Below are 22,898 nucleotides of genomic sequence, written 5' to 3'. Positions count from 1 at the left end.
AAGCAGAATGTATAGCGATGTGTATAGCAAAATCGATGGATGAAACTAATCCTGACGCGCTAATTTTACTATTTCACGAATTATTACAAAGGCTTAATCTATTTTTACGCCGTTGATTGATGGCGGAGACGAAGGGATTCGAACCCTCGATACCGTTTCCGGTATACTCCCTTAGCAGGGGAGCGCCTTCGACCACTCGGCCACGTCTCCGCCGACGGGTATATCCTTGCTGGCAAAGGAAGTACAAGACCATTTTTGAGGAATATCGAACCAGATTTGACGAAATTCTTCTGGCTGCAAGAGGGGAGCTTCCCAAATTCCCACAAACCGACGCAGAACGGATGCCTGTAGGGAGAAGAAAACCCGTAACCAACTGAATATAAACAATAATGATTGCTTCGCGTCATCTTATTCATGCGTCGAACACGGGCAAAAAATATGCCACACCGGCTGTAATCTCCCCCGAAAGCTAGTCGCTTGGAGTTGGCTTAATCGCCCTGTGCTACTCTAGATCACTATGTGACCTCATAAGGACGTCCAGAATCATTTCGCCAGCGACGCCACCCAATACGATGTGCTGCATTTTCCCGAAATATGGCAGGTTCAAAATCACTATCATGCAATTGTTGTGTGGCACCTTGCTTTGCAGCCTCTTGACTACACCGACACCAAAGCGAGCACGCAGAAGGGTGCAAGACCGACTTTTGCCAAAAGCGATTGGGTTTCGGAGGCAACCGGCTGAATGATACTTTCATCACCATCGGTAACATTGACTCGCCTAATAATTCCGACATTCTGGTGCGCGACTTCAATCCGGCGATAACACGCCTTCTGGACATCAAATATGACCCATCCAATCATCATGGTCGCACCCAATGGGGCGCGGCGCGACAAGGCGGATCACCCTGCACTTCCCCTGACCTTGCCCGAAATCCTTCAAACTGCGCAGGCGTGCCATGCGGCAGGCGCGCAGGCGCTGCACCTGCATGTCCGCGACGACACAGGCACACATTCTCTGGACGCCGGGCGTTACCGCGAAGCGCTCGACGAACTTGCTCATAGCGTTCCCACCATGCGCGTTCAGATCACGACCGAGGCCGCAGGCATCTATGACGTGGCCCAACAGCTTGCCTGTCTGGAGCAGGTGCGTCCGGGCTGGGCGTCGATTTCAGTACGCGAAACCTTGCGCAACCCGGATCTGGCGCCGCGGATATACGCGGCCTGTGCCGACATGGGCTGCGACGTGCAGCACATCCTCTATGATACGGATGACATTGCCCTGCTTACACAGCTGATGGCGACCGGCATTGTGCGCCCGGATCAGTCCAGCGTTTTGTTTGTGCTGGGCCGCTACAGCGCGGGTCAAACCTCTAACCCGTCCGATCTTGATCCGTTTCTGAACGCGCTGCCTGACGTCGCAAACTGGATGCTCTGCGCCTTTGGGCCGCGCGAACATGCCTGTCTGGCACACGCCGCCCAAAAGGGCGGGAACCTGCGCGTCGGCTTTGAAAACAGCCTCGTGACGGCCGATGGGTCGCCGCACACCGACAATGCTGCCTCTGTGACATCTCTCATCCAACTGCTCGAAAGGCGCCGTTCATGAGCCACGTTTTCCCACGCCACTGCCACGCTTCTCTGCCCACCGCCACAGCGGGTGATGGGTGTTTTCTGATCGATGCTGACGGTAAGCGATACTTTGATGGTTCAGGCGGCGCGGCCGTGTCCTGCCTTGGTCATTCCAATGCCCGGGTCGCCGACGCCGTCAAAGCCCAGATCGACACGCTGGCCTTTGCCCATACCGGTTTCTTCACCTCAGATCCTGCCGAAGATCTCGCAGACCTGCTGATTGCAAACGCACCCGGCACACTAGATCGCGCCTATTTCGTCTCGGGCGGGTCCGAAGCAGTGGAAAGCGCGATCAAACTGGCCCGGCAGTACCATATCGAAAACGGTGAACCCCAACGCCGTCACTTGATTGCCCGCCGTCAAAGCTATCACGGCAATACGCTGGGGGCGCTTGCCGCGGGCGGCAATGAATGGCGCCGCCAGCAATTCTCGCCACTGCTTGTTGACGTTACACATATCGCCCCCTGTTTTGAATATGCCGACCGCCACGCCGACGAAACGCCTGACGCGTACGGGCAGCGCGTCGCGCAAGAGCTGGAAGACGAAATCCTGCGTCTTGGCCCGGATACCGTCATGGCGTTCATGGCCGAGCCGGTCGTCGGCGCGACTTTGGGCGCGGTTCCACCGGTCGAAGGCTACTATGCCCGTATTCGCGAAATCTGCGACCAGTATGGCGTGTTGCTGATACTGGACGAGGTCATGTGCGGCATGGGGCGCACCGGGCATCTCTTTGCCTGCGACGCCGAAGGCATCGCCCCCGACATCCTGACAACCGCCAAGGGTTTGGGCGCCGGGTATCAACCCATCGGCGCCATGCTCTGTACCCGCAAAATTTACGATGCGATTGCGTCAGGTACCGGGTTCTTTCAGCACGGCCACACCTATAATGGCCACCCGGTTGCTGCGGCGGCTGGTTTGGCGGTTCTGCGCGAACTGCTCGACAATGATCTTGTGGCACAGGTGCGCCAGCGGGGCACCTATCTGGAAACAGAACTCAGGCGCCGCTTTGGTCAGCACCCCCATATTGGCGACATTCGCGGACGCGGTCTGTTCTGGGGTCTGGAATTCGTATCCGACCGCGACACAAAACAGCCCTTTGACCCGGTACTGGGTCTGGCTGGCAGGCTCAAGAAAGCGGCGATTGGTCATGGGCTGATCTGTTATCCAATGCCCGGCACACGCGATGGCAGGCATGGCGATCACGTCATGCTGGCCCCGCCTTTCATCTCGACCGAGGCAGAACTGAACGGCGCGCTCGACAGCCTTGAGCGCGCCATCACCGATGTAATACCGACGTAATACCGACGCGTTGCCGAAGGCGGATTTTCACCTTTGGCAACGCCGTCTCAACCGTCGTTCTTTACTGGCGGGAACCGATAGAATTTGTCAGCAACGGTCCAATCCATGTGATTGCGCACATATTGCTGGCTCGCATCCGATGGCGGGTTGTAATCCCAATCCTCCCCAGCCCCGGCATCCATCGCCGCATGTAACGCACGGCGCGATTTCTGGGTGGCGATCACATTGTCGCGCAGCTTTTCGCTGTCCCACCGCGCGGCGACTTCTGCTGCAAACCCCTGAGAAACCTCGCTATATTCTGGATCACCTGCCAGATTGACCTTTTCCTGTGGGTCATTGGACAGATCGTAAAGCTGAGGTGGATCAGGGTCGCAATGGATGTATTTCAAGGCCCCACGCCGGATCATGAACACAGGCCACGGCGTCATCTCCGCGCAGTATTCACCGATGGCCTCGTCGACGGGATCATCTTCTCCTCGCGCTAGCGGCATCAGACTACGCCCATCGACAGGCTCTCCTAACACGGCATCGTCACCCCCCGCTATCTCTATGAAAGTAGGTAATAAATCCACCAGTGAACAGGCATTTGACGCCACGCCTTTGGCCACACCCGGCCCGGTTATGACCAAGGGAACCCGCGCCGAATGTTCAAAGAAATTCATCTTATACCAGAGCCCGCGCTCACCCAGCATGTCGCCATGATCCGCGGTGACAATCACAATCGTATTGTCCAGCTCTCCGATCTCTTCCAGCGTTTTGACAAGCAATCCGATCTTGCTGTCAAAATAGCTCACATTGGCCAGATACCCATGCCGTGCATTGCGAATTTCTTCTTTCGTCAAAGGCACATAGCTTGCCTCGATCCCATCCATGACCCGTCTTGAAAACGGGTCTTGCTGATCCGGTGTCAGCTCGAATTCTGGCAAATCAATATAGTCATCTGAATACAGATCCCACCATTCCGGTCGCGCTACATAGGGATCATGCGGGTGGATAAAGCTGGCAACCATCGCAAACGGGCTGTCATCACCCGTCGTTCGACTGCGGCCCACATCCATCAGCCACCGCCGCGCAGCAAAGCCAACCTCTTCGTCGTAATCGATCTGATACGTGGCCTGCGCCACACCGCTCTCCTTGACGGTCTGCATGTTGTGATACCACTTATCGATCCGCTCATCATGCGCTTCCCAATCCGGGGTCCACGCAAAATCTGACGGGTACACATCTGTTGTGACACGATCCTCAAAGCCGTGTTTCTGATCCGGCCCGACAAAATGCATCTTGCCCGACAAACAAGTACGATACCCTAACGCTTTGAGATAATGCGCAAATGTCGGTACTGAAGCACGAAATTCCGAGGCATTGTCATAAGCCGCGATCCGGCTGATATGCTGTCCGGACATGAACGAAAACCGCGACGGCGCGCATAACGGCGAGTTGCAATAGGCCGCGTCAAATCGCATGCCTTTACTGGCAAGCGCATCCAAATGCGGCGTTTTGGCAGTTCTGTGTCCGTAAGCACCACAAAAATGAGGCGCCAGTTGATCGGCCATGATGACCACGATATTGGGGCGTTTGGGCATGTGTTTTCTCCTGTGTGAACCAACGCAAAAATGAACCGCACGCCCCGGGGGGCGGTTCAAAATGCATCGGCTTGATCGCGGGATGACCCGTACAACAGGGCTCAGACATGCAGACCTTCAGGAAAAGTGAAACCACAATCAGATTGGGATATATCTCAGGGATCGGTCAAGCCGGTTCGCGGCACGCCAAATGGTCAAAAGCGACGCGTTAATCACCCGCTCCGGTTTACACAGCCCAAGCAACCACTTACGACCCTTCACAAAAATCTGTGCTAAAGTGATCTCAAATGACCATTTCAGGTGTTCATAAATGACAACGGACCCGTTTTACAAAGCCCATTGGCGCGACATCAATCCAACGCGCATGTCCACCTATCGCGACGGTTTCAAATGGAACAATAACGCCGAGCTTGTGTACCAAGGCGCCCAGATTGAAAATGGATTGATTGTTGGCGATTTTGGCTGCGGCCCCGGTTGGGTCGCGGCGGAATTTGCGCGTCGTGTCGGCCGCACAGGACAAGTGTATGCCTTTGACATAAATCCTGAATTTCTGGATATTGCCCGTGCCAACGCAAAGGATGCGGGTGTATCTGACTGGTTTCAGGCGCTGGAAAGTGACGGCGTTACGCTGCCGCTCGCAGACAATACGCTCGATTGCATCACCGCACGTAACACGCTGATGTATGTCGACGATCCGGCGGCCACGTTGCGCGAATTCTACCGGGTTCTGAAGCCGGGCGGGCGGGCGCATGTGATCGAAGGCGACTGGTACATGATGGTCGTGGAACCGGTCGACCATGATGACTGGCGCACCTTTGTCAAAGCGGCGTCGCATGCTTGCAAGAACGCCGACATGGGCCGCAAACTGCACCACGATTTTGCCGATACAGGCTTTCAGAACTTAGAAGTGTCCATCCACGCCGAACCAGATGTCGACGGTCGCCTGACCGGCATGATCCGCAACATGGCCAACTATGCGCTGGAAAGCGGCCATTTGTCAGAACCCGACATCGACAAAGTCTGGCAATGCATCAAATCGGCCCAGGCTGACCAGGCCTATCTCGCCACAGCCCCACAATTCATCGTGACTGGCGAAAAGTCAGAACGATGCTAGATCCGATTGATCCCGTTTTGGGAAATCGCATTAGGAGGCTCATCTGATATGAGCGCTGGCACAGCCATCTACCTTTTTCGGCATGGCGAAACCGAGTGGAATACACAAGGAAGAAGACAGGGCCACCTGGACTCTCCCTTAACAGAACGAGGTCGTGTTCAGGCCGTTGAGAATGCAAAACGACTGCAGCAACATCGCCCCAATTGTGAACAAATAGCCGTTTTCTCCAGCACACTTGGGCGAGCAAAACAAACCGCTTCGATTATGATCAAAGAGCTGGGCTTGCCTGCGGATGTCGTCATCAATGAACCTCGACTGATGGAATGCAGCTTTGGATCGTGGGAGGGACTAACCACAACCGAGATCAAAGAACGTTATCCGGAAGAATGGCACGCGCGGTCGTCTGACCGTTGGAACGTCCCGGCACCGGCCGGTGAGTCATATTCTGATGTACATGCGCGCGTGTCCGAATGGTATGCGGGTGTATCGCTTGCTGAAACAACCATAGTTGTGTGCCACGGCTTAACTTCGCGGGTGTTCCGCGGTATTTTTTTGGGGTTGTCCGAACAGGACATCTTTGACTTAAAAGAACCTCAAGATGGGTTCTTTGAACTGTCCAAAGGTACCGCTGATTTCGTTAATTAACATATACTAAGCGACAACCAACGCTGGCGTAGTACGTAGAACTTGACCAATGGGGCTTTTTTCATTTTTCATCGCTGCTCGAATTGGCAATTGTTCTGCCCGGGCCGGGACTCCTGTCGAAAAATGAATATCGCCCTGTCAAAAAGAACCATTATGCCGGTCACAGCCAGCCCGCAGATTGGGCAATTAGAGTGGAGGTTTTGGTGGAGCCTAGGAGGATCGAACTCCTGACCTCTACAATGCCATTGTAGCGCTCTCCCAGCTGAGCTAAGGCCCCAAAACCAGCAAGTTTCCTTGCTTGTGCGCGCCTATTTAGGCGCTCGCCGGGGCGGGATCAAGTGAAAAATCCCGCCCCGTCTGATTAATTTTCGTCGTCGTTTGCAGGCACGTCGGCGATCTCTTCCAACGGCACGTTATCGTCTTCTTCGTCGTCCAGAACATCATCTTCCAGTTCCAGATCCACGTTTTCATCATCTTCCAGAACAGCGTCAGAATCGCCGCCGTTCATGGCTTTTGCTTTCAGCGTTTCCGCATCCTCAGCATCAGCCGAAATCATCCGGCTTTTGCCGGCTTCAACTTCAACGACGTCTCCCGTATACGGGCTGACAATCGGGTTCTTGTTCAGGTCATAGAAACGCTTGCCAGTAGTTGGGCACACGCGCTTGACGCCCCATTCTTCTTTGGGCATGGGTGATCCCCTTTAATCGGTGTGAGTCTTGTCGACGGTCCGCGCCATCTGCCATAACAATGAGGGCGTGTCAAAGGGTACCGCGCCAGAACCGGCCAAGGAGCGTGCATGACGCAACATATCCTCTCCGGAGAACCGCCCCTGACGGTCTTTTTGCGCAAATCCGCCCGCGCCCGGCGGATTAGCCTGCGGGTGTCACGTTTGGATGGCAAGGTCACGCTCACTGTGCCCAATGGCGTTTCCGAGCGCGAAGCACTGGCTTTTGCACAGGAAAAACAAAGCTGGCTGCGTGCCCAGCAGGACAAAAGCCCGACAAGTGTTATTGTGTGCCCAGGCACGGCACTACCCGTCGCCGGGCGTATGCGCACGATCGTACCCGGCAAAGGCCGCCGCGTGGTGCTGGGGGACGACACGCTTGCGGTTCCGGGTACGGAACCCCGAATCGGCGCCCGCGCGCAGGGCTTTCTCAAGGAACTCGCCCGCCATCGTCTTTGCGAAGCTGTTGAGCATTACGAACAAACGCTGGGCCGCGCTCATTCCCGGCTCACCTTGCGTGACACCCGGTCGCGCTGGGGCTCGTGCTCCTCTGCCAAAGCGCTGATGTTTTCATGGCGGCTGATCATGGCCCCACCGGCCGTGCTCGACTATGTTGCAGCGCACGAGGTTGCGCATCTTGTGGAAATGAACCACGCCCCGGCCTTTTGGACCCTGGTCGAGCGGATTCACGGCCCCTATGATGCTCAGCGCCGCTGGTTGCGTGATCACGGACAAGATCTGCACAAATACCGGTTCACGCAAACTGACAAGCCGGATTGACCTTCCCGCACTTTGTGATCACATTTAACAAATGATGCATGTGACCCGCCAACCCCAAGACGCCGCCACCTCGGCCCATGATCGGGTCTACCGCACCCTGCGCACCCGGATCATGTACGGCAAACTCAGCCCGGGTCAGGCGCTCACCCTGCGCGGTATTGGCAAAGAATTCGACGTCTCTATGACCCCGGCCCGCGAAGCGGTGCGCCGTCTCGTGGCCGAAGGCGCGCTGTTTCTGTCCAATTCCGGGCGTGTATCCACCCCCGAACTGACCAGCGAACGGCTCGAAGAGCTGGCAGCGCTGCGTGCCTTGCTTGAGGTTGAACTGGCCAGCCGCGCCCTGCCCCGCGCGCATATGGCACTGATTGATCGCTTAACGTCGATCAACGGTGCGGTGGCCGATGCAGTGTCACGGCGTGATGCTGTGGCCTATATCCAGTCAAATCTCGAATTCCACCGCACGCTTTACCTGCGCGCTCAGGCGCCTGCGATGCTGGCCATGGCCGAAACCGTCTGGCTGCAACTGGGGCCAACCATGCGCGCGCTCTACGGCCGTTTACGTAAAACCGACCCACCCCATTTCCACCGCCTGATCATTGCCGCATTGCGCGCAGGCGACGAACCGGGCCTGCGCCTTGCAGTGCGCTCTGACGTGACACAGGGCCTGCGCCTGCTCGCCCGTTAACACGCCACGCGCCATTTTCATTTTGCCACAAATACTCCGGGGGAGTCGCCACAGGCGACGGGGGCCGCGCCCCCACAGGCTCAGCTTTGCTGAGCCACCGCTACCCTTGAGTGGGCCAGACGCGGTGTTCGTCGTCGATCACAAACGCATGCCGATGTTGACGCCCGCCATGCGCTTGCACATGCGGGTGATCCTCGGGCAAATCAGGATGGGCATGATCCAACACCTGCCCGGTTGAGCGCCACAAGGACAACGCCAGGGCGGTCCCGCCCGCCGCGATAATTCCCATCAACAGCATCGAAACCCAAAGCGCGCTCCAATACGCGACATAGCCGGCCAAAGGATAGGTAATCAGCCAGCATGCGTGACTCAGCGCAAACTGCGCCGTGAAAACGGCCGGTCGATCCTCGGCGTTTGCAGACCGGCGCAACAACCGGCCCGACGGCGTCAGGATCGCGGAATAAAGCGCACCAGAGACCGCCCACAGAAGCAGAAACGCCGGCCATTCCAGCACGCCAAACACACCAATCCAAATTCCATGGCCCACCGTCAACGCCGCCAGCGAGGATGACGCAAAGGCCATGACACGACGGTCCCTTACCCGGTCCAGAACCATCGGCAACACCAGCGCGACCACCATGCTGCCCGCGCCATACGCCGCCATCGCCAGCGCCAGCCCGGTCTCGTTTAGCCCATAGGATTCCCGCACCAACACCACCGTATTGACCAGCACAAAGGCACTGACCGCGGCGGCTCCCAGATTAAAAGCCAGTAGCCCGCGCAAACGTGGCGTGTTCAGGTAAATCCAGATCCCGCGCGTGACACGCTGATGAAACGGGCGCGAAACCGCATCTGATCGGCTGGGTATGTGCGCCCTGCGGATCAAAAGGATCGAGCCTGCAAACCCCAGCGCTGTCCCTACAAAAAGCCCGTGATAGCTCATCACCAAAAGCAATAAGCCCGCCAGCGCGGGCGACACCAGATTTTCCAGATCATAGGCCATTCGAGACAGCGAAAGCCCGCGCGTATAATCGGCCTCATCCTCCAGAATATCGGGAATGGTCGCCTGAAAGGTGGGCGTGAAAGTCGCTGACGCCGCCTGCAGAACAAAAATCAGGATGTAGACTTGCGTGACTGTTTCAACAAATGGCAGGCACAGCGCCACGCCAATACGGATAACATCCATCGCGATCAATACTGCGCGGCGCGGCATCCGGACCACCAGCGCGCCGGTGATTGGGGACAGCCCGACATAGGCGATCATCTTAATGGCATAGGCGGTGCCCAATACGGCCCCTGCCGCCGGTCCGGCCAGATCATAGGCCAGCAACCCCAACGCCACGGTCAGCAAACCAGTGCCCGCCAGGGCCACCACCTGTGCACCAAACAGATGCGCAAAATCAGGATGTTTCAGGACACGCCACATAGGGTTACCCTAGCGCCGAACCAGCGCCGGGCAAGAGTTTTCAGGCAGCCAGTCCGCTGGATCCAAGTTCCAGAAATTTCTCGCGCCGCGCTTTGATCAACTGCTTTGCATCCAGTTTTTCAATGTCTTTCAACATGGCCGCAATTGATCGGCCAACGGCTTCAATTGTCGCGCTGGGATCGCGGTGCGCGCCACCATTGGGCTCCTGAATGATCTGATCCGTCACGCCCAGTTTTTTCAGATCCTGCGCCGTCAGACGCAAAGCCTCGGCAGCCTCACGCATGCGTTCGGCATCTTTCCAAAGGATTGACGCACAGCCCTCGGGCGTGATCACCGAATAAACCGAGTGTTCCAGCATTGCGACCCGGTTGGCCGTGGCAAAGGCCACCGCACCGCCCGATCCGCCCTCGCCGATCACGACGGAAACCAGCGGCACACCAATCTGCAGGCATTTTTCTGTTGAACGCGCAATCGCCTCAGACTGGCCGCGCTCTTCGGCGCCCTTGCCCGGATAGGCACCCGGCGTGTCCACCAGCGTGACCACAGGCAGGCCAAACTTGTCGGCCAGTTCCATCAGCCGGATCGCCTTGCGATACCCCTCGGGGCGCGCCATGCCAAAATTCCGTTCGATCCGTGATTTCGTGTCAGTGCCTTTTTCATGGCCGATCACCATCACGGGGGTGTCGTTAAAACGGGCCAGTCCGCCCATCACTGCATGGTCATCGGCAAAGTTGCGATCACCGGCCAGTGGCGTGTATTCGCTGAACAAGGCGTCAATATAATCTTTGCAATGCGGACGCTCCGGGTGACGCGCCACCTGGCATTTGCGCCAGGGGGTCAGGTCTTTGTAGAGATCAACCAGCAAATCAGCCGCTTTACGGTCCAGCGCGGCGGCTTCGTCGGCCACATCCATCTCTTCGTTCTGGCGTGCCATCGCCCGTAATTCTTCGGCTTTGCCTTCAATTTCGGCGAGCGGTTTTTCGAAATCGAGATAGTTGGTCATCGGGGTCTCCGGGCTGCCATACGCCTTCGCTATATGACGCTGACGGCGCGTAATTGCAACGGGGCGCAAACAAGGAAGTCACACCCGTCTGTTCGCAGAGATTGCCCGTGTCTGACGGTCGGAACTCAGCGCTTTACCGTATTACCCGGCAACGGCGGGCATCACCACGGGATACAGCGACGCGACAAGCAAAGCCGCCATGCTCCAGTTAAAAAGGCGCAAGCGCGTCGGCGACGTCAGCAGGCGGCGCATTTGTTGGCCCAACACCGTCCAGCTGCTGACGCAAGGCAGATTAATCGCCCCAAAGACGGCGGCCACCAATCCAATGGCCCACAAGGACCGGTCGGGTGCATAAAGCGTGATCGCAGTCAGCGCCATTGTCCACGCCTTGGGGTTGACCCATTGAAACAGCGCGGCCTGCACAAACGTAATCGGTGTGCCGTCCTCTTGCGCACCACGCGGCGCACCTGCGCGGGCAATTTTCAGCGCCAGCCACAACAGATAGGCCACCGAAACGACTTTGAGCAGCGTATGCGCCACAGGGAATGCATCAAAGACCTGAATCAGGCCGAAGCCGACCAACAGGATCATCACCACAAATCCAATGCCAATGCCCAACATATGTGGAATGCTTCGGGCAAATCCAAAATTGGCACCCGATGCCATCAGCATCAGATTATTGGGGCCCGGAGTAATGGAAGACACAAAGGCAAACAGGATAAAGGCGAAAAGCAGGTCTTGGGTCATCGCTTGAGTTTGTCGGCAATTCGGACAATTTGGAAATGCAATTTTGTGACGCCTCGTTCACAAATCCTGAACATTTCGGATGTTGCAGTGACGGCGGGGCTCCCGCCCATCGTTGCGGCCTGCGGCCGCGCCTCTGGTTGGGCCCGGCGCCTTCGGCGCGTTTTGAGTATTTTTGGCAAAATGAAGACCGGGGCGCGTTTTAAGACTCTCGTCGAGCGAGACGTTGAGCGCGGGCACTAAAAACGGGGCGCGTGTGGCCCCGTTTTGCGGTGTCTTATGCGGTGTTTTAACCGGCTGCGATCAGTTCGGATTGGGCCACGATGACTTCGGCCTGTTTGATCGAGGCAATATCGACAAGGCGACCTTTGTAAACAGTCGCGCCTTCACCGTTTGCCTTGGCCTGCTCCATGGCCGCCAGAATCTCACGCGCTTCATTTACGGCCTCTTCAGACGGCGTAAAGACCTGGTTGGCGAGCGCAATTTGCTTGGGGTGAATCGCCCATTTGCCCACCATACCCAAGGTCGCCGAGCGTTTGGCCTGCGCGATATACCCATCGTCGTCCGAGAAATCGCCAAATGGCCCGTCGACCGGCAGAACCCCATGTGTCCGGCACGCCGCGACAATGGCGGCTTGTGCCCAATGCCAGGGGTCCGACCAATGCTTTTCACCGTCGCGCACCATGTAATAGTTTTCCTGCGTGCCGCCGATTCCGGTGGTTTGCATCCCCATGGATGCCGCAAAATCTGCAGCGCCAAGGCTCATCGCCTCAAGACGGGGTGACGCCGCTGCAATCGCTTCGACATGTGCGATACCGGCGGCAGATTCGATGATCACCTCAAAGGCAATAGGCTTTGTGCGCCCCTTGGCCCGTTCAATCGCCGTGACCAGCGCATCCACGGCGTAGATGTCTTCTGCGCAGCCCACTTTGGGGATCATGATCTGATCCAAACGGTCGCCCGCCTGTTCCAAAAGGTCGACAACATCACGGTACCAATAAGGCGTGTCCAATCCGTTGATGCGCACAGACAGGGTTTTCTTACCCCAATCGATGGAATTGATCGCCTCAATCGCATTGGCGCGCGCAACATCTTTGTCGGATGGGGCAACCGAGTCTTCGAGATCGATATTGATCACATCGGCGGCTGACACGGCCATCTTGGCGAACAGTTTGGTGTTTGAAGCGGGGCCGAACAATTGACACCGGTTGGGACGTGCCGGGGCGGCGGGCTGAATGCGAAAGCTCATGACGGCTCCTCTAGGTAAGGAAATTACGTTTTTTTCACGTAATGAGTTATTAAATTACGCACACGACTGCAAGCGGGATTTTGCACCTGCAGCGATTTTCGCTGCAACGCAGTGTCGCGCCATTTTGGACGAAAATTGATGATTTCTGAACCGTCCGCGAAAGAGCATACAGAATCGCCTGAGGAGATGTATCCTGTGCCGTATTCACCGTGCCGGGCCAAAGCCTCACAACTTTCTTCGAGGAATTTGCATATTACTGAAAGATAATTGCGTGCTTTGCACATTCCCAAGCAAGTTCGGCAGAAAATTGCGGCGCAACTGGAAGAAAATCGCGGAGACATGACAGGAGACCTGCGCGATGATCGAAACGCCGTATTTGCTTTTTCTGGGCGACGCGCCCGACCAACTGGCCGCCAAGGTGGCGATCGGTATCAAAGACTGGCGCCCTGAAAACGCCGTCGGACAGTTTCGTATGGAGGGTTGCAAGGCTGACCTTGGACTGACAGACATGTCATTGGACGAGGCGCGCAAGGCCGGTGCCAAAACGCTGGTGATTGGTGTGGCCAACCGCGGCGGCGTGATCAGCCAGGCGTGGAAAAAAGTGCTCGTCATGGCGCTGGAAGAGGGTTTTGATCTTGCTTCGGGCCTGCACAACCTTCTGAGCGAGGAACCAGATCTGGTTGCTGTGGCCGAAGCCTGTGGGCGCAGCCTGCACGATGTGCGCATTCCAGAGGTCGACTATCCCATTGCCAATGGCGTGAAACGCAAGGGCAAACGCTGTCTCGCGGTGGGCACGGATTGTTCGGTGGGCAAGATGTACACGGCCCTGTGCATGGACGCCGAAATGCGTGCGCGCGGTATGAAGTCAACCTTTCGCGCAACCGGGCAGACTGGCATCCTGATCACAGGCGATGGGGTGCCTTTGGATGCCGTGATCGCGGATTTCATGGCCGGATCTGTCGAATATCTGACCCCGGATAACGACGATGATCACTGGGACCATATCGAAGGACAGGGCAGCTTGTTCCATGTCTCATTCTCCGGTGTGACCATGGCGCTGATCCATGGCGGTCAACCGGATGCGTTGATCCTTGCTCATGAACCGACCCGCACGCATATGCGCGGTTTGCCGGAATACAAGCTACCTTCGCTCGCCAAATTGCGCGACACGGCGCTGGCATTGGCCCGGGTGGGCAATCCCGATTGTCAGGTGGTTGGCATTTCGGTGAACACGCAGAACATGGCCGAAGATGCAGCACTTGCCTATCTGGCCGAACTGGAGGCCGAAATGAATTTGCCAGCCACTGATCCGTTCCGGTTTGGCGCAGGCAAGCTGGTGGATGCGCTGGCAGCGGTATAAGCTCAGGACGCAGCGGTTAAGCACAAGAAGATGGGGGGTACCCTCCCTCTTCGAGGCATTTTGAGACCATCAATTAAGGGCAGGCCTTTGGACATCACCGTCACCCCCGACGTCTTTAAACTGGCACAAGTGTTTACCATTTCGCGCGGGTCCCGCACCCAGGCCGAGGTTTTGACCGTGCGCGTCACCCGGGACGGCGTGACGGGATGGGGCGAATGTGTGCCCTATGCCCGCTACGGCGAAACATTAGAAAATGTCACAGACATGATCCAGGGCGTGTCCGGGTCTGTGACACGCGACGCCCTGTATGATCTTCCAGCAGGTGCCGCACGCAACGCGCTGGACTGTGCGCTTTGGGATCTGGAAGCAAAATCGAAAGGACAGCGCGTGTGGGACCTGGCCGGACTGCCAGAACCGCAGCCGGAAATCACCGCCTATACATTGTCGCTGGACACGCCAGACGCGATGCAGGCGCAAGCTGCCAAAAACGCCTTTCGCCCGATCCTGAAAATCAAGCTCGGCACCCCCGATGACATGCCCCGCCTTGAGGCCGTGCGCGCCGGCGCGCCAAACGCCACCATAATTGTGGACGCCAATGAAGGCTGGAGCGCTGCTGTCTATGCCGATCTTGCGCCACACCTGGTGCGCCTTGGCGTGGCGTTGGTGGAACAACCCTTGCCCGCCAAAGATGATGACGCTTTGATTGGTCTGAACCGTCCGGTTCCGGTTTGCGCCGATGAAAGCTGTCACGATCGCGACAGCTTGGCCAAACTCAAGGGCAAATATGATGTGATCAATATCAAGCTCGACAAAACCGGCGGCCTGACCGAAGCGCTGCGCTTGCGAAAGGCGGCGCTGGAACAGGGATACAAGGTTATGGTTGGCTGCATGGTTGGCTCAAGCCTTGCCATGGCCCCCGCCACGCTGGTCGCGCAAGGCGTGATGTTCACTGACCTTGATGGCCCCCTTTTGCTGGCCGAAGACCGCGAGACACCTTTGTTATTTGACGCCCAAGGCGTTCACTCTCCGGCGGCCTCGCTCTGGGGCTAGGCGTATTTGCAGATCCTTTTTCAGGCCGTGATCTCTAGGAATTACACGTCAGCCGTCGCAATGATGGTCATTTCTCTGGCCATCCCAACCCATCGCCAAACGCAGCACAAAACAGGTCAAGCGCATACTTATTTGCACTCCAGTCTCGATATGCGACGCAAAGCCCAACATTTTGCAACCGACGCCTGCTATGCAGCAGCGCGCTGATCCTGTAGACCCCGTCCCAACATCGCCAGAACTCGAAAAGGAAGACCCAGCCCATGACCCGCACAGTTTATGTGAACGGCGCTTACCTGCCGGAAAACGAAGCCAGTATCTCGATCTTTGATCGCGGGTTTCTGATGGCAGACGCGGTTTACGAGGTCACATCCGTTCTCGACGGCAAACTGATCGATTTTGAAGGTCACGCCGTGCGCCTCAAACGCTCGCTGGACGAGCTGGATATGGCCGAGCCTTGCACCAAAGACGAATTGCTCGATATCCACCGCAAACTGGTGGCCGAGAACGACATTGTCGAAGGTCTTGTCTACCTTCAGGTCACCCGTGGTTCCGACGGCGACCGCGACTTTGCCTTCCCGTCCGAAGACACCCCGCCCAGCATTGTTCTGTTTACCCAGAACAAACCCGGCCTTGCGGACAGCCCGGCCTCCAAGAAGGGTGCCAAGATCATTTCGATCGAAGACATCCGCTGGGGGCGCCGCGACATTAAGACGGTACAGCTGCTCTATCCGTCCATGGGCAAAATGATGGCCAAGAAAGCCGGATGTGATGACGCGTGGATGGTCGAAGATGGCCATGTCACTGAAGGCACTTCCAACAACGCCTATTTCGTCAAGAACGGCAAGATCGTGACCCGCCCGCTCAGCACGGACATCCTGCATGGCATAACCCGCAAGGCGGTTCTGCGCCTCGCACAAGAAGCCCAGATGCAGGTCGAAGAGCGGCTTTTCACCATCGAAGAAGCCCAGGGCGCCGACGAAGCCTTTACCACCTCGGCCAGCGCGTTTGTCATGCCGGTTGTGGAAATCGACGGTGTTCAGCTGGGCGATGGCACGCCCGGCCCAATCGCAAAACGCCTGCGCGAGATCTACCTCGAAGAAAGCCGCAACGCGGCCATCTAAGGCATCCGGGTTCAGGGGGCAGGCGCCCCCGGCCTTTTGCAAAACCTGCAATGAACCGCGTTGAATAGTATTGGAACAATGAAATACCAGCGTCGGTCTTTCATTGCTCTCTAAATACTCAAAACCTATTCGTTCAACGAATCCAGACGTGCCCGCACACTCAGCCCGTGCGCCTCAAGGCTCTCTGAAACGGCCAACGTTTCCGCGGCAGGACCAATCGCGCGCAAAGCGCCCGGTGTCATCTTTGACAATGTGGTGCGCTTCAGGAAATCCATCACGCTCAAGCCTGACGAGAACCGGGCTGACCGCGCTGTTGGCAAAACATGGTTCGGGCCGCCGACATAATCCCCAATCGCTTCGGGAGTATATTGGCCCAGAAAAATCGCGCCCGCATGACGGATATCTGCCGACAAACCGTCCAGATCAGCCACGCACAGCTCAAGATGCTCCGGGGCCACACGATTTGACAGGGCCGCAGCCTCGGCCAGATCGGCCACAGTGATCACCGCGCCAAAGTCGCGCCAGCTCGCCCCGGCAATCTCGCGACGTTCCAGTGTTTCGAGGCGGGCATCAACCGCTTCGGCCACCGCGCGGCCAAATTCCGCGTCATCTGTGATCAGGATCGACTGCGCACTCTCGTCATGTTCCGCCTGCGACAGCAGGTCCAGCGCAATCCAGTCTGGTGTATTGTCCTTATCGGCAATCACCAATATTTCGGACGGTCCGGCAATCATGTCGATGCCAACCTTGCCAAACACCCGCCGCTTTGCCGCCGCAACAAACGCGTTGCCCGGCCCGGTGATCTTGTCGACCGGCGTAATCGTCTCGGTGCCATAGGCCAAAGCCGCTACAGCTTGCGCGCCGCCAATGCGGTAAATTTCGTCAACTCCGGCCAGCCGCGCCGCCAACAGCACCAGCGGATTGGCCACACCATCCGGCGTCGGCACCACGATTGCCAACCGGTCCACGCCAGCCACTTTGGCCGGGATCGCATTCATCAGCACAGAGGAAGGGTAAGACGCCAGCCCACCGGGCACATAAAGACCAGCAGCCGAAACCGCGCTCCAGCGCCAGCCCAGCGTGGCGCCATGCTCGTCCTGCCAGCTGGCATCCTCGGGCATCTGGCGCGCGTGATAGTCACGAATGCGCGCCGCCGCCAATTCCAGCGCGGTGCGATCTTCTGCGGTGACCTGATTGCAGTGGTCTTCGATTTCTTGCGGTGAAAAGGCCAGAGTTTCCGAGGTCAACTCCAACCGGTCGAATTTCGCCGTCAGTTCGATCACCGCCGCATCCCCCCGGTCGCGCACGTCGCTGATGATACCGGCGACGACAGCATCCACATCCGGGCTGTCTTCGCGCTTGGCACCCAGCAAGCTGACAAATCGGGTTTCGAAATCGGCATCGGCGGTGTTCAGGAACTGCGGCATCGGGGTCTCCTTTGTCGGCTGAATACCCAAGCCCGGGTCAGGCCGCAACCCGGACCGCGCGGCCCGTTAACCCAGGCGGGCATTCAAACCGGCACCGCCGCAATACCGACATGATACCGACGCGGCGCCGATATGCATTTCGTCGCAAAACAAGGGTGTTAACCTTTACCGGCCAATCAACACCACTATAGGCTCAATCGTCGTGGCTGGGCGTGTGCTTTGAAGGGGCCAGATAGGGGCGCGTCACATCCTTTAAAGTGACTTCCAACGCCTCAACAGACAATCGAATGCCACCATCCCCGGCAAGCGTCAGCACCACGTAACCGGCACCATCCTCTTGCGGTTCAAACCCAACCGACAGGATCGACAGGATCATATCCTCGTCGGACCGTTCGACACCCTGACTGGCAACCTTCAGAACATTGTCGATCACCAAAAGCGACTGCACGCGTTCAACCCTGCGCCCCAGACGCTCTGCCGCCTGAAGGTCCTCCCAGCGAAAGCGGTTCACCAAGAGCGCAAAGCGACGCTCCTTTGCCAGCCACTTCATTTCATTGGCTGGGAAAATCGCATCCTGCGCCAGCGCGGACAAGACCTTGAGGTCTTCGTCATCCAGCGCCCCAAGGTTCAGGGGCGCCTCGCGCCCGTCTTCAAACCGTGCGTCCTGCATTATGTTTCCTGTACTCTTTCAATATGGGCGCCAACATTGCCCAACTTATCCTCGACCCGTTCATAACCGCGATCAAGGTGATAGACACGGTTGACGATGGTCTCACCTTCGGCGGCCAACCCGGCCAGGATCAACGAAACACTGGCCCGCAGATCGGTCGCCATCACCGGAGCGCCTTTGAGTTGGTCAACTCCTTGCACCGTTGCTGTGCCGCCATGCACTTCGATCGAGGCCCCCATACGGATCAACTCAGGCGCATGCATAAAGCGGTTCTCGAAAATTTTCTCTTCCAATACAGATGTGCCTTCGGCGGTGCACAGCAACGCCATCATCTGTGCCTGCAGGTCAGTTGGAAAGCCCGGATACGGTTCGGTGGTGATATCCACCGCCTTCACCCGGCCATTTTTGCGCGCCACCTTCAACCCGGCTTTGGTCTCTTCGATGTCTATTCCGGCAGCATGCAACTTCTCTGCAAATGCCCCAACCAGATCAAGACGCCCGCCCAGCAGCTCAACTTCACCGCCGCAAAATGCCGGGGCCAACATATATGTGCCCAGCTCGATCCGGTCTGTCACCACAGGATGGGTCGCACCGTGCAGCCGATCCACGCCCTGAATGGTAATCTCAGATGTGCCATCCCCGTCAATCTCTGCCCCCATGCTGCGCAAACAAGTCGCAAGATCCACGATTTCCGGTTCGCGGGCAGCGTTTTTGATGACCGTGGTGCCTTTGGCCAAAGTCGCGGCCATCATGATATTCTCTGTCGCGCCAACGGACGCAAAGGCCAGCTCTACGATTGCACCTTTCAGCCCCTTGGGAGCCTTGGCGTGCAGATAGCCTTCTTTCAATTCGATCTCAGCCCCCAACGCCTCAAGCCCATGAATGTGCAAATCCATCGGACGCGCGCCAATTGCACACCCACCTGGCAGCGACACCACGGCTTGCCCCAGCCGGGCCAGCATCGGCCCCAACACAAGGTTCGAGGCGCGCATTTTGCGGACGATGTCATAATCCGCGATGTGGTTGTTCAGGTCGTGGCTCGACATGGCGACCACTTTTCCGTCTTGCAGGCTGGTCACTTCCGCCCCCAGCGACTGCAACAATAAACTCATTGTTTTGATGTCGCTCAGACGTGGCGCGTTAGTCAGCGTCAACGGCTCTTCGCTTAGCAACGTCGCCGGCATCAGTGTCAAACAGGCATTCTTAGCCCCGGCAATCGGGATTTGCCCGCTGAGCGGCCCGTTGCCTCGTACAATTATTGAATCCATCAGTCTTTGCCTTTGCTGCTGTCTGCCTCGGGTTGCCCCGGGATGTTGTCCGCACGCGCACGTGCCTGCGCCTTTCTTCGGCCCATGTTGGCTTTGAGCGCGGCCTTAAGACGGTCTTCGCGGGTCTGCGCCTTATTTGGCTTTGATTTGCGGGGCGATTTTTGTTCCATAGTCTTTCCATACATGAGGTACAAAAAAGCGTCCAGATTGGGGTTGCATGCTTTAGACTTTGTCGCTAAATCCGCGCAACGGCAGTTGCTGTGGTAGCTCAGTGGTAGAGCGCACCCTTGGTAAGGGTGAGGTCGGGAGTTCAATCCTCCCTCACAGCACCATCATTCCCAAAATTGGAATTCTGAAATCTGATTTCAATCTGCGCGCTACTGCGCCGTCTTGCCAGAGCCTTGCCAATTCAAAGATTCGGCCGACATCCGAGAACTCCAGATTGATTTTATACGTCGCAAGCTCTTGATTCGAATCGGGTTTGTTTTGCAATTCAGATCAATAATGGTGCATTTTCGCGTTTTGTTTCCTGTTCGCGACCAATCTTTCACCCAGCAGCAAACGAATGAACGAATGGTTAACGCTTCAATTTTCCGAACCCATTGGTTCCAACCCGGAAACGACGCTTGTCTCAAATTCCCAAGTTCTTAGTACGGGCAATGAAAAAAGGCAGAAATAAGGCATAGATTGGGCGCCTGCACCTGCCCTTTTTGCCAGTATTTCGCCACATTTGGGAAACAATGACCCTGCAAACCCTTGTAAAAAAGGCAAAGCTTCAAGTTACTAAAAGAGGCATTTTCGGCTCTTTTTTGTCAAATTCAGAATGTTTTTGTTTTCCCCGGCCTCACAATGGCTCATATTTACTTCACGTCCAACTGGGGGGCGGGAGTACTGGCTTGGGGCGGCCAATCAAAAACTGAAGCATCTTCGCGATGCCAATCTACCGCTGTGCGGACGTCACCGGAACTACCGTTCCGTGTGGGATGTTTCGAGCTGCCGGAGACATGGCGGCGATTAATTAAATGAGGTTAATTATGGCTGATCCTACTGGTCCCGGTATTGTGGACGGCACTTTGAATGACGACGATATGGACGTTGGTTTCTCCGACGCGGGTGTTGGCGGAGACGTTATTACTGAAGGCGACGACATAATCTCGTCGTCTGATGGCAATGACTCTGTTCAGGCAGGTGGTGGTGACGACACCGTATTTGGCGGCATGGGTGACGACACCTTGCGCGGCGGGTCGGACGATGACCTGATTATTTCCGACACATTGGGCCCCTATAACGGTACCGGCGAAGCAGGCGACGACCTGGTGGCCGGCGAAGGCGGAAATGACACAGTATTCGCCTCTGCTGGAAACGACACGATATACGGTGACTACGAGCCAGGTACAGAACCGGCGCCAATCGGTGGTGGTCGCGAGAGCTTCAACTGGAGCGATCTTGGCAGCCCATCAGACGGAGATCCGCTTGACGGCCCAATGACACAGAACACAGGTTCAGTAGAAGTTACCTACACGACCGGTGGAAACCACGGCGTCGACTCGACCTTTGAAACCGACCCACAACTGGTTACAGGGATCAACGGCGGTTCTGAGACAGTAAATCCAAACAGCTCTTTGGACTCGGACCTCGATCCGCGCGAAGCAGCCATTTACAATTTGGAATTCTCCGACCCTGTTGAAGATGTCCAGTTCCGTGTGAGCGACATCGACAACACGTCAGCCGTCAAAGTTTTGGCGTATGACGCAGAGGGCAATAGTATCGAAGTCAATCTGACTGCAACTGATACAACGTCTCTTCAGATTACCGACGTCGACGGTGTGCCAGGCAAAGAAGCTGCGATTTCTTTCGGCGGTGACGGCGAATCCGACGATCCGGACAACTCCGTGTTGTATGATATTCCGGGTCCAGTTGCTCGCATTGAAATCGTGCATCTCAATATTGGTGACGAAGTATCGGACGTGAATGTCTCTGACATTTTCTTCACGTCGCCTAACACAGCTGTCGACGAAGATGCTGACGATCTATTGATCGGTGGCGAAGGTGATGATGTAATCTATGGCCAGCAGGGCGACGATACAATCATCGGCATGACCGGCAACGACTACATGAGCGGTGGCGATGATCAGGACGTATTCGTTTACTTTGGCCCCGGCGACACGATTGACGGTAACGAAGGCGGCGTTGACTTTGACTCCATCTACATGCTGGATGTGGCTGAACGGGTAAATCCGGGCGGTGATCTGCGTGTTGATTATGATCCTGCAAACAGCGAAAACGGCACAATCACTTTCCTGGACGCAGAGGGCAATGAAACCGGTGTTACAACTTTCTACAACATCGAAAACATCGCTGATGAATCATCGGGCCCTCCCACTATTATTTGTTTCACACCGGGCACACGTATCCTGACACCTATGGGCGAAGTTCCTGTCGAAAACCTGCGCGCTGGCGACAAGGTTGTGACCCGCGACAACGGTCTCCAGGATATTTGCTGGTCGGGTAAAAAGCACCTGTCGGGCAAAGACCTGATGGCACGCCCACAGCTGCGTCCGATCCTGATCAAACAGGGTGCACTGGGTCCTAACCAGCCCGAGCGCGATATGATGGTGTCACCTAGCCACCGCATGTTGCTGGTGTCTCAGCAGGCTGAGTTGTTGTTTGACGAACGCGAGGTTCTCGTTGCCGCCAAGCACCTGACTCATCTGGACGGTGTTCTGCAAGTGGATACAGTTGGTGTCGATTACATCCACATCATGTGTGAAAATCACGAAGTATTGCTGGCCGATGGCGCATGGAGCGAGAGCTTTCAGCCTGGTGAGTATTCGATCAATGGCATCGACAATGATCAGCGTTCGGAAATCTTCGATCTGTTCCCAGCATTGCGTGAACGCGAAGGGCTTGAGGCCTATACTGCGGCACGCCACACTTTGAAGCGTCACGAGGCTCAGCTGATCGGCTGATCCGACGCGCACGTTTCGCTATGGGAAGGGGCGGCCTTAGGGCCGTCCTTTCTCGTTTCCAGGGGCGCAATTCTCTGCCGTTTTTGAATTCTCAACCTTGGACAATGTCGCTAAGTCTGTCACTCTTGGGACAGCGGTTACAAAATATCGCACTA

20 protein-coding genes and 3 tRNA genes are annotated in these 22,898 nt (G+C 56.7%); 11 read left to right on the top strand and 12 right to left on the bottom strand.

Annotation, left to right across the window (positions count from 1 at the left end; genetic code table 11):
* Window positions 1-120: 120 nt before the first annotated feature.
* Window positions 121-210, bottom strand: a tRNA-Ser gene (locus ABJI08_RS06480).
* Window positions 211-844: 634 nt separating this feature from the next.
* Here ABJI08_RS06480 and ABJI08_RS06475 point away from each other — a divergent pair.
* The gene (locus tag ABJI08_RS06475; protein ID WP_348401008.1) at window positions 845-1,603 is read left to right on the top strand and encodes a 3-keto-5-aminohexanoate cleavage protein; all 759 of its coding nucleotides are present in this window, start codon (window positions 845-847) and stop codon (window positions 1,601-1,603) included.
* The gene (locus ABJI08_RS06470) at window positions 1,600-2,925 is read left to right on the top strand and encodes an aspartate aminotransferase family protein (protein ID WP_348401007.1); all 1,326 of its coding nucleotides are present in this window, start codon (window positions 1,600-1,602) and stop codon (window positions 2,923-2,925) included. Before ABJI08_RS06475 ends, ABJI08_RS06470 begins: the two co-directional genes overlap by 4 nt.
* 47 nt (window positions 2,926-2,972) lie before the next feature.
* Here ABJI08_RS06470 and betC read toward each other — a convergent pair whose 3' ends face one another.
* Window positions 2,973-4,508, bottom strand: coding sequence for a choline-sulfatase (gene betC, locus ABJI08_RS06465; protein ID WP_348401006.1), 1,536 nt, complete (start codon window positions 4,506-4,508; stop codon window positions 2,973-2,975).
* Window positions 4,509-4,818: 310 nt separating this feature from the next.
* Here betC and ABJI08_RS06460 point away from each other — a divergent pair, with 310 nt between their 5' ends.
* Entirely contained in the window at window positions 4,819-5,622 is an 804-nt protein-coding gene (locus ABJI08_RS06460) for a methyltransferase domain-containing protein (protein WP_348401005.1), read from the top strand.
* A 48-nt stretch (window positions 5,623-5,670) separates the two neighbouring features.
* Entirely contained in the window at window positions 5,671-6,267 is a 597-nt protein-coding gene (locus ABJI08_RS06455; protein ID WP_348401004.1) for a histidine phosphatase family protein, read from the top strand.
* Window positions 6,268-6,468: 201 nt separating this feature from the next.
* Here ABJI08_RS06455 and ABJI08_RS06450 read toward each other — a convergent pair.
* Both ABJI08_RS06450 and ABJI08_RS06445 read right to left on the bottom strand, forming a co-directional pair.
* Window positions 6,469-6,544, bottom strand: a tRNA-Ala gene (locus ABJI08_RS06450).
* 84 nt (window positions 6,545-6,628) lie between these two features.
* Window positions 6,629-6,955, bottom strand: coding sequence for a TIGR02300 family protein (locus ABJI08_RS06445; protein WP_348401003.1), 327 nt, complete (start codon window positions 6,953-6,955; stop codon window positions 6,629-6,631).
* Window positions 6,956-7,063: 108 nt separating this feature from the next.
* On the opposite strand from ABJI08_RS06445, the gene ABJI08_RS06440 reads away from it, so the two are divergent.
* Together ABJI08_RS06440 and ABJI08_RS06435 are read left to right on the top strand one after the other, a co-directional pair.
* Window positions 7,064-7,771, top strand: a complete 708-nt coding sequence (locus tag ABJI08_RS06440) for a SprT family zinc-dependent metalloprotease (protein ID WP_348401002.1) — start codon at window positions 7,064-7,066, stop codon at window positions 7,769-7,771.
* A 34-nt stretch (window positions 7,772-7,805) separates the two neighbouring features.
* Window positions 7,806-8,456, top strand: coding sequence for a GntR family transcriptional regulator (locus ABJI08_RS06435; protein ID WP_348401020.1), 651 nt, complete (start codon window positions 7,806-7,808; stop codon window positions 8,454-8,456).
* A gap of 100 nt (window positions 8,457-8,556) precedes the next feature.
* On the opposite strand, the gene ABJI08_RS06430 is transcribed toward ABJI08_RS06435, so the two are convergent.
* From ABJI08_RS06430 to ABJI08_RS06415, 4 genes are all read right to left on the bottom strand, one after another.
* A complete protein-coding gene (locus tag ABJI08_RS06430; protein ID WP_348401001.1) occupies window positions 8,557-9,882 on the bottom strand; it encodes an MFS transporter in 1,326 nt (441 codons plus the stop codon).
* A 40-nt stretch (window positions 9,883-9,922) separates the two neighbouring features.
* Complete coding sequence (locus ABJI08_RS06425) at window positions 9,923-10,885, bottom strand: acetyl-CoA carboxylase carboxyltransferase subunit alpha (protein WP_348401000.1); 963 nt, start codon at window positions 10,883-10,885, stop codon at window positions 9,923-9,925.
* Window positions 10,886-11,026: 141 nt separating this feature from the next.
* Window positions 11,027-11,632 (bottom strand): LysE family translocator, encoded by a 606-nt coding sequence (locus ABJI08_RS06420; protein ID WP_348400999.1) that lies wholly within the window; start codon window positions 11,630-11,632, stop codon window positions 11,027-11,029.
* Window positions 11,633-11,918: 286 nt separating this feature from the next.
* Window positions 11,919-12,878 (bottom strand): L-malyl-CoA/beta-methylmalyl-CoA lyase, encoded by a 960-nt coding sequence (locus ABJI08_RS06415; protein ID WP_348400998.1) that lies wholly within the window; start codon window positions 12,876-12,878, stop codon window positions 11,919-11,921.
* A gap of 358 nt (window positions 12,879-13,236) precedes the next feature.
* On the opposite strand from ABJI08_RS06415, the gene dgcN reads away from it, so the two are divergent.
* From dgcN to ABJI08_RS06400, 3 genes are all read left to right on the top strand, one after another.
* Entirely contained in the window at window positions 13,237-14,238 is a 1,002-nt protein-coding gene (gene dgcN, locus ABJI08_RS06410; protein WP_348400997.1) for an N-acetyltransferase DgcN, read from the top strand.
* A gap of 87 nt (window positions 14,239-14,325) precedes the next feature.
* Complete coding sequence (gene dgcA / locus ABJI08_RS06405) at window positions 14,326-15,288, top strand: N-acetyl-D-Glu racemase DgcA (RefSeq protein WP_348400996.1); 963 nt, start codon at window positions 14,326-14,328, stop codon at window positions 15,286-15,288.
* A 260-nt stretch (window positions 15,289-15,548) separates the two neighbouring features.
* Window positions 15,549-16,409 (top strand): D-amino-acid transaminase, encoded by an 861-nt coding sequence (locus ABJI08_RS06400; RefSeq protein ID WP_348400995.1) that lies wholly within the window; start codon window positions 15,549-15,551, stop codon window positions 16,407-16,409.
* 125 nt (window positions 16,410-16,534) lie between these two features.
* Here ABJI08_RS06400 and hisD read toward each other — a convergent pair whose 3' ends face one another.
* The 4 genes from hisD to ABJI08_RS06380 all read right to left on the bottom strand — a co-directional run bounded on the left by hisD (window position 16,535) and on the right by ABJI08_RS06380 (window position 19,944).
* Window positions 16,535-17,836, bottom strand: a complete 1,302-nt coding sequence (gene hisD, locus ABJI08_RS06395) for a histidinol dehydrogenase (RefSeq protein ID WP_348400994.1) — start codon at window positions 17,834-17,836, stop codon at window positions 16,535-16,537.
* 193 nt (window positions 17,837-18,029) lie between these two features.
* Window positions 18,030-18,506 carry a DUF2948 family protein gene (locus ABJI08_RS06390; protein WP_348400993.1) on the bottom strand — a complete coding sequence of 159 codons (477 nt, stop codon included), beginning with the start codon at window positions 18,504-18,506 and terminating at the stop codon, window positions 18,030-18,032.
* Window positions 18,506-19,774: a UDP-N-acetylglucosamine 1-carboxyvinyltransferase gene (murA, locus tag ABJI08_RS06385; RefSeq protein ID WP_348400992.1), complete on the bottom strand. Its 1,269-nt coding sequence runs from the start codon at window positions 19,772-19,774 to the stop codon at window positions 18,506-18,508. Before murA ends, ABJI08_RS06390 begins: the two co-directional genes overlap by 1 nt.
* Complete coding sequence (locus ABJI08_RS06380; protein WP_348400991.1) at window positions 19,774-19,944, bottom strand: hypothetical protein; 171 nt, start codon at window positions 19,942-19,944, stop codon at window positions 19,774-19,776. The genes murA and ABJI08_RS06380 overlap by 1 nt, the downstream gene beginning before the upstream one ends.
* 87 nt (window positions 19,945-20,031) lie before the next feature.
* Here ABJI08_RS06380 and ABJI08_RS06375 point away from each other — a divergent pair.
* Both ABJI08_RS06375 and ABJI08_RS06370 read left to right on the top strand, forming a co-directional pair.
* Window positions 20,032-20,106, top strand: a tRNA-Thr gene (locus ABJI08_RS06375).
* 702 nt (window positions 20,107-20,808) lie between these two features.
* Window positions 20,809-22,743 carry a Hint domain-containing protein gene (locus ABJI08_RS06370; protein WP_348400990.1) on the top strand — a complete coding sequence of 645 codons (1,935 nt, stop codon included), beginning with the start codon at window positions 20,809-20,811 and terminating at the stop codon, window positions 22,741-22,743.
* Window positions 22,744-22,898: the final 155 nt, after the last annotated feature.

The sequence above is a fragment of the Shimia sp. genome (assembly GCF_039969785.1).
Classification (GTDB): domain Bacteria; phylum Pseudomonadota; class Alphaproteobacteria; order Rhodobacterales; family Rhodobacteraceae; genus Shimia.
Note: the sequence above shows the minus strand (reverse complement) of the source record. Positions and strands in the feature narration are given on the sequence as shown.